The sequence below is a fragment of the Brevibacillus brevis genome (assembly GCF_022026395.1).
GTDB lineage: Bacteria > Bacillota > Bacilli > Brevibacillales > Brevibacillaceae > Brevibacillus.
Genome location: NZ_CP041767.1, coordinates 2,022,950 through 2,037,360, shown reverse-complemented (window position 1 = coordinate 2,037,360; position 14,411 = coordinate 2,022,950). Strand labels below are relative to the sequence as shown.

At 48.7% G+C, this 14,411-nt stretch carries 16 protein-coding genes; 2 read left to right on the top strand and 14 right to left on the bottom strand.

Annotation, left to right across the window (positions count from 1 at the left end; translation table 11 throughout):
• Positions 1–43: 43 nt before the first annotated feature.
• Positions 44–610, bottom strand: a complete 567-nt coding sequence (locus FO446_RS10015) for a GNAT family N-acetyltransferase (RefSeq protein ID WP_173608426.1) — start codon at positions 608–610, stop codon at positions 44–46.
• Positions 611–799: 189 nt separating this feature from the next.
• Complete coding sequence (locus FO446_RS10010; RefSeq protein ID WP_173608427.1) at positions 800–1,864, bottom strand: HD-GYP domain-containing protein; 1,065 nt, start codon at positions 1,862–1,864, stop codon at positions 800–802.
• A gap of 216 nt (positions 1,865–2,080) precedes the next feature.
• Here FO446_RS10010 and FO446_RS10005 point away from each other — a divergent pair, with 216 nt between their 5' ends.
• Complete coding sequence (locus tag FO446_RS10005; protein ID WP_173608428.1) at positions 2,081–2,572, top strand: Mov34/MPN/PAD-1 family protein; 492 nt, start codon at positions 2,081–2,083, stop codon at positions 2,570–2,572.
• Here FO446_RS10005 and FO446_RS10000 read toward each other — a convergent pair.
• The 9 genes from FO446_RS10000 to FO446_RS09960 form a co-directional block, all read right to left on the bottom strand.
• Positions 2,484–4,310 (bottom strand): peptidoglycan D,D-transpeptidase FtsI family protein, encoded by a 1,827-nt coding sequence (locus FO446_RS10000; RefSeq protein WP_173608429.1) that lies wholly within the window; start codon positions 4,308–4,310, stop codon positions 2,484–2,486. The two genes, FO446_RS10005 and FO446_RS10000, sit on opposite strands and share 89 nt — an antisense overlap.
• A gap of 106 nt (positions 4,311–4,416) precedes the next feature.
• Entirely contained in the window at positions 4,417–5,061 is a 645-nt protein-coding gene (gene udk, locus FO446_RS09995; RefSeq protein WP_173608430.1) for a uridine kinase, read from the bottom strand.
• 51 nt (positions 5,062–5,112) lie between these two features.
• Positions 5,113–5,748 carry an O-methyltransferase gene (locus FO446_RS09990; protein ID WP_237900532.1) on the bottom strand — a complete coding sequence of 212 codons (636 nt, stop codon included), beginning with the start codon at positions 5,746–5,748 and terminating at the stop codon, positions 5,113–5,115.
• Positions 5,749–5,854: 106 nt separating this feature from the next.
• Entirely contained in the window at positions 5,855–6,955 is a 1,101-nt protein-coding gene (mltG, locus tag FO446_RS09985; protein ID WP_173608432.1) for an endolytic transglycosylase MltG, read from the bottom strand.
• Between the two features lie 145 nt (positions 6,956–7,100).
• Positions 7,101–7,391 (bottom strand): DUF1292 domain-containing protein, encoded by a 291-nt coding sequence (locus tag FO446_RS09980; protein ID WP_005832492.1) that lies wholly within the window; start codon positions 7,389–7,391, stop codon positions 7,101–7,103.
• Positions 7,392–7,396: 5 nt separating this feature from the next.
• Positions 7,397–7,813 (bottom strand): Holliday junction resolvase RuvX, encoded by a 417-nt coding sequence (gene ruvX / locus FO446_RS09975; RefSeq protein ID WP_142063197.1) that lies wholly within the window; start codon positions 7,811–7,813, stop codon positions 7,397–7,399.
• Between the two features lie 9 nt (positions 7,814–7,822).
• On the bottom strand, positions 7,823–8,083 hold the full coding sequence (locus FO446_RS09970; RefSeq protein WP_007727936.1) for an IreB family regulatory phosphoprotein: 261 nt from the start codon (positions 8,081–8,083) through the stop codon (positions 7,823–7,825).
• A gap of 111 nt (positions 8,084–8,194) precedes the next feature.
• Positions 8,195–10,843 carry an alanine--tRNA ligase gene (gene alaS / locus FO446_RS09965; RefSeq protein WP_237900530.1) on the bottom strand — a complete coding sequence of 883 codons (2,649 nt, stop codon included), beginning with the start codon at positions 10,841–10,843 and terminating at the stop codon, positions 8,195–8,197.
• A gap of 313 nt (positions 10,844–11,156) precedes the next feature.
• Positions 11,157–12,221 carry an AI-2E family transporter gene (locus FO446_RS09960; RefSeq protein ID WP_173608434.1) on the bottom strand — a complete coding sequence of 355 codons (1,065 nt, stop codon included), beginning with the start codon at positions 12,219–12,221 and terminating at the stop codon, positions 11,157–11,159.
• 379 nt (positions 12,222–12,600) lie between these two features.
• Between FO446_RS09960 and FO446_RS09955 the strand changes: the two genes are divergently transcribed.
• Positions 12,601–13,287, top strand: a complete 687-nt coding sequence (locus FO446_RS09955) for a TerC family protein (protein ID WP_173608435.1) — start codon at positions 12,601–12,603, stop codon at positions 13,285–13,287.
• 115 nt (positions 13,288–13,402) lie between these two features.
• Here the strand turns inward: FO446_RS09955 and FO446_RS09950 are convergent, their stop codons facing one another.
• From FO446_RS09950 to FO446_RS09940, 3 genes are read right to left on the bottom strand one after another with little or no spacing between them, the layout of a single operon-like run.
• Positions 13,403–13,597: a hypothetical protein gene (locus FO446_RS09950; protein ID WP_229088206.1), complete on the bottom strand. Its 195-nt coding sequence runs from the start codon at positions 13,595–13,597 to the stop codon at positions 13,403–13,405.
• 27 nt (positions 13,598–13,624) lie between these two features.
• The gene (locus FO446_RS09945) at positions 13,625–13,831 is read right to left on the bottom strand and encodes a hypothetical protein (protein WP_007717618.1); all 207 of its coding nucleotides are present in this window, start codon (positions 13,829–13,831) and stop codon (positions 13,625–13,627) included.
• A 34-nt stretch (positions 13,832–13,865) separates the two neighbouring features.
• A complete protein-coding gene (locus FO446_RS09940) occupies positions 13,866–14,345 on the bottom strand; it encodes a PRC-barrel domain-containing protein (RefSeq protein ID WP_173608436.1) in 480 nt (159 codons plus the stop codon).
• Positions 14,346–14,411: the final 66 nt, after the last annotated feature.

Sequence of the window (14,411 nt, the reverse complement as noted above, 5' to 3'; positions counted from 1 at the left end):
GAAACGTTTTTGGTTCTTGTATCAAGCCTCGATAGAGGTCTTCTTACGCCTTTTCCGAAATGTCCTTCACCATATGGCTCAATTTATGGCCGCTTACGATCACTGTCCCATCCTCACGATAGCCGAGCGATTCATACAGCTTGCGCGCACGCGGTTTTTCCTCGTCAACGAGCAAAGCGATTCGGTCATGCCCGCGCTGAATTGCTTCTTTTTCAAAAGCATCCAATAGAAGTGATCCGATCCCCTTCCCTCTGCATGAGGAATCAACCGCGACAGAATCCAAATAAAATTCGTCATCCTTTGCTTCTTTTACAAGCGTAATCGTCTCGCCAGTCAAACGTTGGACATGCTCAACGAAGGGACGATCAAGCACCTCTGTTTGGCTCCCATGATAAAAGAGCGCCAGGCCTACCGGTACATCTCCATCCATGGCAATCACCGCGTTTTCGTAGCTCAGTCGGTTATTTTCCTTCGCAAAAAACTCCTCCATCATGCGAATCGCTTCCCCTGCCTCCGTCGCACCTGTCAACGTATGCGCGATATCTCCAATGGCATCATAAATTAAGGGCGCAGCAAAAGCTGCATCTGTGGGTTCCGCTTTGCGTATCATGTGTTTCCTCCTTGCGTTTCGAGCATTCGCACGACACGTTTCTTTTCGTTTCTTAGACTACCAGATACTCTATCATTGTGTCACAATCTGCCAGGCTGATCGAGCTTTCCCGACGATCGTTCACAGATCAGCAACAATGAAACCGCTCTCATTTTTCAAGAGCGGTTTCATCTTTTTCGCATCGATTTTCTATCCAATCATTTTTTCAATCGTCAGCTTGCGATCATGCCGCAAATCGAGGAATTCACCCATTCTTCTTACCAATGGACGCATCGGTTCATCTTGATGAATAAGAATTACTTCGACTTCTTCCCCGCTACTCAATCTCGCCTTTGCCCCTACGTACAGCAAAGCAATGTAGCGGACAAACTGCGCAACGATCTCCACGTTCAACGTTCCGTTACATGCTTCCTTCCAGAGGAGCTGTGCCGCCTCGAATGGGGACGACCTTCCTTTGTACACACGATCAGAACAGATCGCATCAAACATGTCGGCAACGGCGAGCACCTGACATTCGATTGGTATGCTATCGCCTTTTCTTTGCTCCGGATAGCCAGACCCGTCGAGTCGCTCGTGATGCAGCAAGGCACACAAGGCCAACAGCTCAGATCCACCCTTCATCTCACGGATCATCTCATAGCCGAAAACGGTATGCTTCTTCATGATCGCAAATTCCTCTTCACTTAGCTTGCCTGGCTTCAGCAATATTTCCTTAGGTACCCTCATTTTCCCAATGTCATGCAAAAATCCGGCTGTCCCCATGAATGCTACTCGCTCTTCATCCCATTTCATCAAGCGAGCAATGAGCGAGCAGAGAATGCCTACATTTAATGAATGGCGGTATGTATAGCTGTCTGCTCCTTCCAGTACGTACAAGTTCCGGAACAACCCCAAATGCTTCCTCGATTTTTCTGCTACATCAAAAAAGATGTTGGAAAAATGATCAAGACTTGGTGCCCCGCCAACTGTCAGTTCATCGAAGAGTAGTCTCGTTTTGTCGAGGGCTTGTACATAAGCTGCAACGGTCTCAGAATCTGCCTCTAGTTGGAATAGTTGAGAAGTAACTTCCTCACCAGTTCCCTCTGTAAGACTCTGTATGATATCAACCTCACGGACTCGTTGCTTTTGCAATAGGATCACATGGGCAGGCGTAATCGTCGTGTTTTGTCCCAGCAGCAATATTCCTTGTTCGGTGTACAAATCAACCGCTAATACTTGCCCAATCAGTGAGAGATCAACAGGTGCCAAAGGCATACAATCAACCTTTCCAGTCTCCGTCTTTTTAGAGGTTGTTCAAAAAGCCGACTTTTTGAACTCACACTTTTACTCAAATTATAGAAAGGAAGAAGGTGAGTTACAATCCTTTTTTCGACAATTCCTAACTTTGCTGGCGCCGGGACATTTCACTATTCGCGTACATATGATATCAAGCAAATGTCAGTGGTTTTATCAAGGAGGGACGAATGTCTCATGACGACGCTGTACATCACACCAAAAGCGTGGAAACAAATTGAGCAGGCCGTACGAAAAAAACCCTCGCTGGAAACAGGAGGGATCATGATGGGATACCCACTTGGAGAGGATAGATGGGTCGTAACGTATGCAAGTGAACCAGGCCCAAATGCGATTCACCAGCCACATTCTATATTTTTCGATGACATACATCTCAAAAAGCTCGTCCGCAAATTAAGCAGGCATCGACAATGGAAATACATTGGTGATTGGCATAGCCATACGGTAAAGCGCCTATCTCCCAGCAAAGGTGATAAGAGAACCATTTGGTCAAAAGCGTCACAATCCATGTACATGTCCTCCTCTCCCCTCATGCTGATCGTTGGACTAGGTAAAAACAATCAAATTAACGCAAGAGGATTCATCCTCGGAAATACTCTTCGCGAGGTTGGGAAGATTGAGCTGTATGATCGGCAAGCTCAGCGACAACCCGGTGAAAAAGCTCCATAGCCTGGTTTTTTCCCCAACTCGGCTGATTTTCTGCCACGACACAAATGGCGTAGCGCGGCTCTTCTAACGGAGCATACCCGAGAAACCACAGATGATTGTTTCCATTCGCATCCCCGATTTGCGCAGTCCCGCTTTTGCCTGCCACCTGCCAAGCGGAATTCATGAGCATCTGTCCTGTTCCCTCTGTGACAACTTTACGCATCATTTTTCGCAATTTGTTGGCTGTGACGTAGTCAATTCCGTCCAAAGAGAGCTCCTGCTGGGGAAATGTATGGAACGACTGACCATTTCGGTATGCGATCTCCTTTACCAGTCGTACTTGAGAGCTTTGCCCGCCACGCAAAATCGTTACCATCATATTGGCTGCTTGCAAGGGGGTAATGCGTACATCCCGCTGACCGATGGCGCTTTGAATCAGGACGCCTTCATCGTCGCGGGATATCCCCTCTGCAAAGACTCTACCCGGCTCTTCACCATCCAACTGCTTGAAGTTTTTGAGTTTATACAGATTGGGAGTAACATGCCCCACTTGAGTGGTCAAGCCCAGCTTTTTTGCATATTCCTCCAACTTTTCTCCGCCTACCATCTTGGCGATATGGGCAATCGCAATGTTGCAGGATTGGGCATACGCTTCTTCCAATGTCACACTGCCGTGACCTTCTTTTTTCCAGCAGGAGAATTGATACTTCCCGTACTCCCCTGTACATGTAAAACGGTCAATGGGCGAAACGATTCCTTCCGCCAGGGCTGCTGCCGCAACCACTGTTTTATAGACAGAACCAGGCGGGAGTTGTTTGAACGCGCGATTCTTCCAATCGCTCGTGTTTCCCGTGACATTTGTTTGATCATAGGTAGGGCGACTCACAGCTGCAAGAACGTCGGCTGTTTGTACGTCCAAAACGACGATACTGCCCTCTTTGAGACCTACTTGATCGGCTGCTGCTTCCATGCTTCTCTGGATTGCTGCATCCAAGGTCGTCGTTAATGAAAGCGGATAGTATTGATTCGACTGTTTTGTATAGCGAATATCCAGTCCTCGGAGCGGTTGTCCGTGCCCATCTACGTAATAGGACAAGACAGACGGCTCTACCCCCTGTAAGAACCGATCAAAGCTTCGCTCCAGACCCGATGCCCCCAGCGTGCTCTCGGCATTCATTTTGCCGCTGGTCCATTCATCTGGATACAGCTTTTGCACCATATCGGGATTTTTATGGATAAAACCAATCAAATGCTTGGCTACCTCATCAGCTCGGTATCTCTCTGTCACCGCCAATGCCACAACTCCCGGGATGGCAAGGGCATTGATTTCCTCGGCCTGCCGCTCGGTGAGCATCACCAGCTTGCCGGACGCCTCTCGCATGAGCAGCGGTGCTTTCGCCTTTTCCATGGTCTCCGACAACCGTTCCTTGGATTCTCCGGTTATTTGTGCCACCCGCTGCAAGCCATCTGTTCCTTGCAGGCTCCCACGCGCCAACGGGAACAAAATCAAGGCGAGATGCTCTTCTCCGGTAAAGGCGTACCCATTCCGATCCACGATATCGCCACGACCGCTATGCAGTACAATGCTTTGCTGTCTTTGCTTTACTGCTGCCTTTACCAAATCAACGCCATGCCGAGAAAACCGATGGGGCGATCCGAGTTGAATCCACCACAAGCGCACGATCAAACCGAGCCATAACAACGACATGGATAGCAATACAAGAAAGTGACGTCTTTTGATTCGTCGATCCAGCTGCATCGAATTCCCTCCCTGGCTTTTTTCACCAGTATTGCCGGAATGTACGCGACAGAAACAACGAACAAAGAAAAAAGCACACCGTACGTCACGGTGCACTTGTAAGTGTTTATGATTGATTGGAGAATTGTTGCTTCTCCAATAAAATATTGCTGATTTTCGTGGATAACAGATCCAATGCTACACGGTTGTAGCCGCCCTCTGGAATGATGACGTCTGCATATCGCTTCGTCGGCTCAATAAACTGCAAATGCATCGGTCGAACGACGTTTAAGTATTGCGTCACCACTGAATCGAGGGAACGACCGCGCTCTTCGATGTCACGTACGATTCGGCGTGCAATACGCACATCCGCATCGGTATCGACGAACACCTTGATATCCATTAAATTACGAATCCGCTCATCCTCCAGAATCAGCATTCCTTCCAGAATGATGACATCCTTCGGGTCGACCTGGATTTGCTCCGGCTTGCGGTTATGCACCTTGAAGTCGTAGATCGGTTTTTGGATCGCTTTTCCTTGCATCAGCTCCTGCAAATGCGCAAGCAACAAATCATTGTCAAAAGCGAAGGGATGGTCGTAGTTTGTCAACGCCCGCTCTTCTGGGCTCAAATGGCTTTGATCCTTGTAGTAGGAATCCTGCTCAATCATCGTTACACTATCATTTTGGAACTGGCGGTACAGCTCCTTTGCTACAGTCGTTTTTCCGGAACCACTGCCTCCCGCTACCCCAATCAATACGGGGTTACCCATGCTTCATGTCCCCTTCCTCATGATGCTTAACACCTATACGACCCTAAGTTTTTACCTCTTTTTCATACTGATAGCCAGCCCGTCTCCCACTGGAATAAATGTCGTTTCTAAATCAGGACGCTCCATCAGATGTGAATTATAAGAAAGCAGCTTGTCCACCATCGGACGCTGGCGCTTGCCCGCTTCTTCTGGGGTCGCCACCAGTCCTCGGAACAGGACATTGTCGCTGATTACCAAACCGCCTTCGCGAAGTAGCGGTAGATACAAATCGAGGAATACTCGATACTGACCTTTGGCCGCATCGATAAACAAGCAGTCAAATTGATACGACTCCGACAGCCCTAAAGTAGCGTCACGTGAGAGTATTTCCACACGATCTGCACAGCCTGCTTCTTTTATATTTTCCCGTGCTCTCACCAATCGATCTTCATCTATGTCCATCGTGACAATTCGCGCTTCCGGTGCAGCTTCTGCAAGCCAAATAGTGGAATAGCCAATTGCCGTACCCACTTCAAGAATCGCTTTGGGACGATGCAGCAATAACAACATCCGCATGACTTGAGCGGACGGGAGCTGCACAATCGGAATGTTTTCCTCTGCCGCCTCCTGCTCCAGTCGCTTGAGCAGCAAAGAACGCTCGGGAACCAGGCTTGACACGTAGTCGTCAATTGCCGGATTGGTAATCATGATTTCACTCCTCTTTCGTTACAACCGAATTATTATAGCACACCTTAGGAAAACTTGGCTACGTCAAGCACTGTTGACCGTATGCAAAAAAAAAGAGGAAACCCGGTTAGTTTCCCCTGCTTTTCTTATCATTTGCTTCATGCTCTTGCAGTGTTTTGGAAAAGTAATGCTCGGACGTTCCGTCTTTTTTCGTCACGTAGAAAAAGTAATCGTGCTTCGCCGGATTGACGACGGCTTCAAGCGAAGCTCTACCTGGGTTGGCAATCGGCCCTGGTGGCAATCCAGGATTTGTGTACGTGTTGTACGGGCTTTTTACTTTTAGGTCCTCAAAGGTCAGACGGTCTCGTTGTTTGCCGAGAATAAATTGGACGGTAGCATCAGCCTGCAATGGCCACTTGTCACGAATCCGATTGTAGTACACGCCTGCTACAAGCGGACGCTCCTTGTCTACTGTTACTTCACGCTCGACAATCGATGCGAGATTCACTGCTTCATCCAGTGTTAAGTCGCGCTGCTTCAACTGCTCTGTCCACTCTGGCTTCCATTCCTTTTGGAATTGAGCCAGCATACGCGAGACGACATCATGTGCCGTAGCGTCTTTGCCCACCTCATACGTTTCCGGGAACAAATACCCTTCCAGACGGTGTTTTCGGTCTGCATGCTTCGGTATGGCTGCGACAAAAGGATAGTCCGGGAATGCTCCTTCATTTACTTCTTTTAAAAATGCCGCTTTCTCTACAATGCCTTCTTTATCGAGATGATCTGCGATCTGTTCGACATTCCAGCCTTCCGGGATCGTAAATCGGTTCGCATTGATCACCGTGTTTCCTTCCACCATGGCGGTTAGGATCTCGTCAATGGCTTGGCCAGTCGTAAATTGGTATTCTCCCGCCTTAAGATCAGGAGCCATGCCTTTATACTTCACGTAGTAATTAAATACATCGGCATTTCGGATCAGACCTTGTTCTTCCAGTAGTCGACCGATTTTTTGTACGGAGGAACCGGACGGAATCGCTACGTTCTTCACCGTCTGTTCACCTGCAACGGGCTGCAATTGCTGGTACACGTACCACGCTGCTCCCCCTGCAGCCAAAATGATCAATAACAAAAAGGTAACCAGCCACATCACAATTCGTCCGCCGCGTCTGCGTCGATGCGTCACAGGGCGGCCGGGGTTAAAATCAGGCTTCGCTGACATTGGTTTCAAGCTAGAAATCCTCCCTTTAGGGTCTCTTTATCTCCATCCCATTCATTATACTAGAGGCTTATCTACCTGTCACTTCATGGGTGATTTTGGCGAAAAAAGACAAAAAAAGAGCCCGCCAGTTGCGGACTCTCTTTCCACTCGTCTATTAAATTCCGTCTTTCTCCAAATCAGCAATCAATGTTTCGAAGGTAGCTTCTACTTGCTCCCACTCTTCGTCATCCTCGATTGGCTGGAGCATGTCTGTACCATCATAACGCAGGAAGTGAACCTCGTACTCTTCTTCCTCTTCCTGATCTACTGGTACGAGCACCAAATAGCTGCGGTCTTCAATGTCAAAAATGTACATGATACGAAAATCTCGCGGTTCCTCGGTACCTTCTTCCGTCAGCGCGATCACATCGCCCACTTCGAACTCTTCCATCATCTCTTCACTCATTGTGGTCACCTCGATTTCGCGTCCAAATATCCTTGGAGGATTAAAGTGGCCGCCATTTTATCTATCACTGTCTTTCGCTTTTGACGGCTAACATCAGCAGAGATCAGCATACGCTCTGCCGCCATTGTCGTCAAGCGTTCGTCCCACATGTGGACAGGAAGAGACGTGCGTTCCTCCAAAAGCTTGCCAAATGCTTGACACATTTCAGCACGCGGGCCTATGGTTCCGTTCATGTTTTTGGGCAAACCAACGACGAAAGCCCCAATTTGATACTGCGAAACTAATTCGCTCAGGCGGGCAAGATCCTTTTCCTTGGATTGTCGCTTGATGGTCTCTACTCCTTGCGCAGTCCATCCCAGCTCATCGCTGACAGCCACTCCAATCGTCTTGTCGCCTACATCCAACCCCATCAATCGTGTCATCGTTAAGGTCTACTTGCGCTCTGACAAGTAAACGGTCACCAACTCTTCTATAATTTTGTCCCGTTCCAATTTGCCGATCAGGCTCCGCGCGTTGTTGTGGCGTGGGATAAACGCCGGGTCGCCAGAAAGCAAGTAACCTACGATCTGGGTGATCGGGTTGTATCCTTTTTCCTGCAGGGCTTTGTACACCTCTGTCAATGTTTCTTGCACATCCGCCGCATTCGCTTCCTTGGGCACCGTGAATTTCATGGTATTATCCAACGAACTCACAATCAACACCTCGATTTCCTTTTGAGACTCTTTTGGTTACATACTCTTTTTTGTATTCGACTCGGATTTCGTTTACTCCTGTCGATTATACAAATTTCTCTTGCAATCGCACTATTTCGCTACTACTTGACTCTTCACGAAGTCAACCACAGCGTCCAGAGCTTCTTGCAGCTTGGATGGGTCCTTACCACCGGCTTGTGCCATATCAGGACGTCCACCACCGCCGCCACCGCAACGAGTTGCGACTTCCTTGATGATCTTGCCAGCGTGAATGCCTTGATCCATGAGATCTTTGGTTACACCTGCAACGAGGTTCACCTTGTCGCCATCGACCGCACCCAACACAATGACAGCGGAGCCGAGTTTGTTTTTCAGCTCATCTACCATGCCGCGCAGGTTGTCCATATCGACAGCGGAAACACGTGCAGCGAGTACGTTCATACCGTCTACTTGTTGGAGTTTATCCGTCAACGACGCTGCCTCGATGTTCCCCAGTTTTGCACGCAGGGACTCGTTTTCGCGCTGTACTTCTTTCAATTGTTGTTGCAGACCTTCTACACGTGCAGGTGCTTCTGCCAGAACTGGTGCCTTGAGTGCTTGCGCCACTTCTTTGAGCGTAGTGAACTGCTGGTTCAAGAACTGATAAGCGCCGCGCCCTGTTACTGCTTCGATCCGGCGTGTGCCTGCGCCGATACCGCTCTCGCTAACCAGCTTGAACAGACCGATTTCCGCGGTATTGTTTACATGGCATCCACCGCACAGCTCCAGGCTGTATTCGCCCACTTTTACAACGCGTACAACGTCGCCGTATTTTTCACCGAACAACGCCATTGCGCCCATCGCTTTTGCCTCAGCCAATGGTTTGTTGGAGATCTCGACACTCAGGTTTGCCCACACTTTTTCATTCACGATCGCTTCGATACGCTCCAGTTCTTCTGGAGTAATGGAGCTAATGTGAGTGAAGTCAAAGCGGAGACGCTCTGGTGCTACCAAGGAACCTGCCTGATTGACATGCGTTCCCAGGACATCCTTGAGTGCTTGATGCAGCAAGTGAGTCGCTGTATGGTTTTGCGTGATAGCCAGACGTGCTTCACGATTCACTTCCGCGCGAATCTCGTCACCTTTGCGCAGGGTACCTGCATCGACGATAACAGAATGCACATTTTGTCCCATTGGTCCTTTTTGTACATCTGTCACGCGTGCTTTCACGATATCAGAAATCAGGAAACCTTCGTCATTGATCTGACCACCGCTTTCTGCATAGAAAGGAGTTTGGCTCAGAACGACTTGTACGGTTTGCCCCTCTTCTGCTTCTTCTACCAGCTGGTTGTCCAAAATAATCGCTTCCACTTTACCTGTTGCTACCAGTTCAGTATAACCAACAAATTGGCTCGTAACCGTCAAATCAGACAATGGACCGCCTTGGATTTGCATGCTGTCTACATCTTGACGTGCTGCACGTGCGCGCTCACGCTGTTCTTCCATCGCTTGATCAAAGCCATCGCGATCGACAGTCAGCCCTTGCTCGTCTGCGAAGTCTTCTGTCAAGTCAACAGGGAATCCATACGTATCGTACATTTTGAACACATCTTGCCCAGACAGTTGCGTCTTTCCGCTTTCTTTTGCTGCTTTTACCATGTCGGACAGGATCGCCAGACCGTCGTTCAGTGTCTCGTGGAAGCGCTCTTCCTCGGCACGAATGACTTTTTCGATAAACGCACGCTTTTGGACAACCTCTGGATAGAATTCGCCCATCATCGTGCCTACTGTTTCAGTCAAGCTGTACAGGAATGGCTTCTCCACGCCCAGCTTTTTCCCCATACGTACGGCACGGCGAAGCAGACGGCGAATGACATAGCCACGCCCTTCATTGGATGGAAGCGCACCGTCACCGATCGCAAACACAACCGTACGCGCATGGTCAGCGATAACCTTCAGGGCTACATCCATCTCAGGGCTTGTTTTATACTTCACACCGGAGATTTCCGTGGTCTTTTCGATCAGCGGGAACAGCAAGTCCGTCTCAAAGTTGTTGTCTACGCCTTGGATGACAGAGGCCATGCGCTCAAGACCCATCCCTGTATCAATGTTCTTCTTAGGCAACGGCGTGTAGGTACCGTCTGGATTGTGGTTGAACTGGGAGAATACCAGATTCCACACTTCCAAGTAACGCTCGTTCTCTCCACCTGGGTACAGCTCAGGGTCGCTCGGGTCGTTTCCGAATGCTTCTCCACGGTCATAGAAAATCTCTGTGTTTGGTCCGCTCGGGCCTTCTCCAATATCCCAGAAGTTGCCCTCCAGTCGGATGATTCGCTCTTCTGGAACACCGATTTTCTTGCTCCACAGCTCAAATGCTTCTTCGTCCTCCGGGTGAATGGTAACGGAGAGCAACTCTGGATCAAAGCCGATCCATTTTGGGCTTGTCAAAAACTCCCATGCCCATTCAATCGCTTCTTCCTTGAAGTACTCACCAATAGAGAAGTTACCCAGCATTTCAAAGAAAGTATGGTGGCGAGCAGTACGTCCCACATTTTCAATATCGTTCGTACGAATAGACTTTTGCGAGTTCGTAATACGCGGGTTGTCTGGAATGATGCGGCCGTCAAAGTATTTCTTGAGAGTCGCCACACCACTGTTGATCCACAGAAGGGAAGGATCGTCGATTGGAACCAATGGAGCGCTAGGCTCAATGCGATGTCCTTTTTCTACAAAAAAGTCGAGGAACATCTGGCGGATTTGATTGCCTGTCAGTTTCTTCATCTAACATTCTCCTCATCTAAAAATAAAAAAAGTCCCCATCCCCTCAGGGACGAGAACTGATTTCTCGCGGTACCACCCTGCTTACAGGCTCGCTACACGTTTCTGAGCCAAGGCCTGTCGCTTAAGTGGCGTCTAACGGTGCCAAGCCGCCGGGTTTTGCCCGGTCTTAGGAGTAGCCTTCTGCTGCTCTTCTTTTGGTCGCCCTCTCAACCATGGAGCGTCCTCTCTGTAAAAGGTCTGCAACATACTCGTTCCCTCATTGATTTCACATAAATCACTTTGTCCATATTATAAATATTTTACCTGATCACTGTCAACTTTCATGCATCATGACAGCGATTCGGCTAACGATCACTTTGCAAACGGCAAGAATCGGGACAGCAACGATCAACCCGATGATCCCCCCTACCGTCTCCCCTACAAGCAGTGCCAGGATAATGAGAAGCGGATGCAAATGCAAGGAACGACCAACGATGTTGGGAGACAAAATGTTCCCTTCTACGATTTGAATGATGAGATTGACAACGACCACGAGTAGCAGTGTCTTGGTGGAAATCGTAATCGCGATCACAACTGCTGGTGCCGCCCCAATCAATGGTCCGATGTACGGAATAATGTTGGTGAGACATACGAATGCAGCCAGTACAAAAGGATACGGCATGCCGATCCACCAGTAGCCCACGTATGCGAAAACGCCTACGATCAAGGCGACCATCATTTGTCCATGTATGTATTTGCCCAAGGATTCGTTTATATCCCGCAGGACGATCAGCACTTGCTTCCGATAAGCCTTTGGAACAATCGACATCCCTGTCTCGTGCAATTGCTTCATATCCTTCAAAAAGTAAAAAGCGATAAACGGCACGATAGCAAATGCAAACAGCTTTCCCATCGAATGCCTGGCATTATCCACGATTTTCGATACAGAATGAGACATTCCCTCATTCGACTGGATGATCACCCGGTCCACACCCTTGGAGATGCTATCCGGCAAGAAATATTTTCGTGCCTCCCACTCACTCATCCATGTATGGTACCAATCCATCAGGCGGGGAATATCGTCTGACAGCTCCACCAATTGTTTCGTGAAAACTGGGATGGCGTTTATAATCGCAATGGTAATCACCAATACAAATGATCCATAAATGAGCAGGACTGCCATCAAGCGCGGAACCCTTCTTTTTTCCAGCAATTGCACGATCGGATGGAGCAAGTACGCAATGACGAGTCCCAATATGACGGGAACGAGCACTTCCTTTACGAGCGAAAACAACTGGGACAGGACTGGGCGGAGCAGCCAAAGCAGATTGCCGATGACCAAAAGTGTGATGACCCAAACAGCAGCAGCAAATAGACGACTTCGCCGAAGTTCATCCACGTTCCCCAACTCCTCCCTATTTGCCTACATCTTTTTTAGCTTGTCTCATTCACATTAATTTCATGTAACCTATTGACACACAATTTCGTGTTCAGTAGTATGTAATTACAAGAGGATATCTCCAAAGGGGAGTAGCTTTTTCGCAACATAGTCGTCATTACGGGATTTTTCCCCGGCTATGTTGGCAACATTTTCGTAAATGTTGTAAGCAAGACCTTTGCCGACCAGGTAAAAGGTCTATTTTTGTTTTTTAAACGACCTTTTCCTGCATCGGGAAAGGTCGTTTTCTTTTTCGCCCCTTTACACACACTATGGGAGGTATCAAGAAAACGGCCAGCGGATTATTCGCTTCCAAAATGGATTAGGAGGAGGAAGAGAAATGGATTTATTGTTAAGCCCTGAGTTTTGGACCGCATTACTTTCTATCGTTATCATCGACCTCGTGCTGGCCGGGGACAATGCCCTCGTCATCGGGATGGCAGCTCGTAACCTGCCTGCTCATCAGCAAAAGCAAGCCATCATCTGGGGAACGGTTGGTGCAATTGTCATTCGTGCATTGGCGACACTTGCTGTTGTTTGGTTGTTGAAAATTCCTGGTCTGCTGCTTGTAGGTGGTTTGATTCTCATTTGGATCGCTCTCAAATTGCTGATTCAAGATAATGGTCATGAGAATATGAAGGCAAGCGGAACGCTTGGAGCAGCGATCTGGACGATTATCGTAGCCGACACGGTAATGGGCTTGGATAACGTGATCGCGGTTGCTGGTGCAGCACATGGTGATTTTCTTCTGGTAGTTATCGGTTTGATCATCAGTGTTCCGATCATGGTATGGGGTAGCACATTGATCTTGAAGCTGATCGAGAAATATCCGGTCGTTATATATATCGGTTCTGCAGTATTGGCGTATACTGCTGCGAGCATGGTAACAAGCGAGAAGTTCCTCACACCATTCTTTGCCGCTTACCCTTGGGTAAAATGGGTATTCATCGTAGCTGTTGTGGTTGGTGTCCTGTTGATCGGACGCATGAAAAGCCAACAGCAAAAACGCTTGGCAGAACAATCTTAATACAAAGCAAGGCTCCGTCGTTTCTGCGACGGAGCTTTTTCATGCCGGTCGAAAAAAAGCACCCGAACACAGTGTATGTTCGGGTGTTTATTTACGTTCCAATTCACATTTTGTGTTAACGAGTGACGGCACGCATCAGCTTGCGACCTGATTTCCACATACGTGTTACATCACGCATGGAAAAGGGCAACTGATTCCAATTCAATGAAAACCGACTGCGACGTCGCGGAGCCAACCAATAGCCAATGATCGCCACAATTCCGCTTGTGGCCAGAACCCGCAACAGGCTTCGAGTGAACAAGCGTGCCACCTCCATTGGTTTTGCCGCTCAAATCCACTACATATTCAAGTGAGCGGTTACTGTCTGATCCTCAATAAACAGATCGTTGAGCGAATGCAAAGATCCATCTTCCTCAACTTGGTAGACAGAAGCGATCTGCTCATTGGAAACGCTCATTTCTATAAAGCAGTTCCAGCAATAGTATTGATTGGTTCCAATCTTCCCTACGTCTTTGGAACTGCAATTCGGGCATATGACACGCATCACGCTTTTCCTCCCTTTCACGCCTGGCCACGAACTAGTCCGGCACGATCAGGTTTTCTTCCCCGATGATCACGGATGCTGGTGCAGGGAGGCGCTTTCGACCTTCCGTAATATCTGCAAGCCAGCCATTCGATAGTTCGTACCCTACAAGTTTCTCCCAGTTGGCTGAAAAGTAAACATCTTCCAGCCTCCCCAAACACTCTCCGGAAGCGGTAATCACCGCTTTTCCTTTTAACTTCGTCTTTCCCGTCACAATGCCGACAGGCTCTAGTCCGGCGAGATGAGGTAAGGGCGTGATCGCGTCTTTTCCCGATACGGTAAGGCAGGACTCCCCGACCGCATGAATATGTTCGGCAGGAATATAGGTACCTGATTGGAACCAGCCCTGTTCGCTCAGCAAGACTCCTCGTACATGCCAAGTGGAGTCGCAAAGAATGTCACGCACGGTTCCCATCGTCTCTCCTGTTTGGAGGCAAACAACTGGTAATCCGACTGCATCCATTGCCTTGCGCATGTGGGACATCCCCCTTCCGCCTTGTTAGTATCAGGCGAAATGGATACGTCCATTCGGCGCAAATGG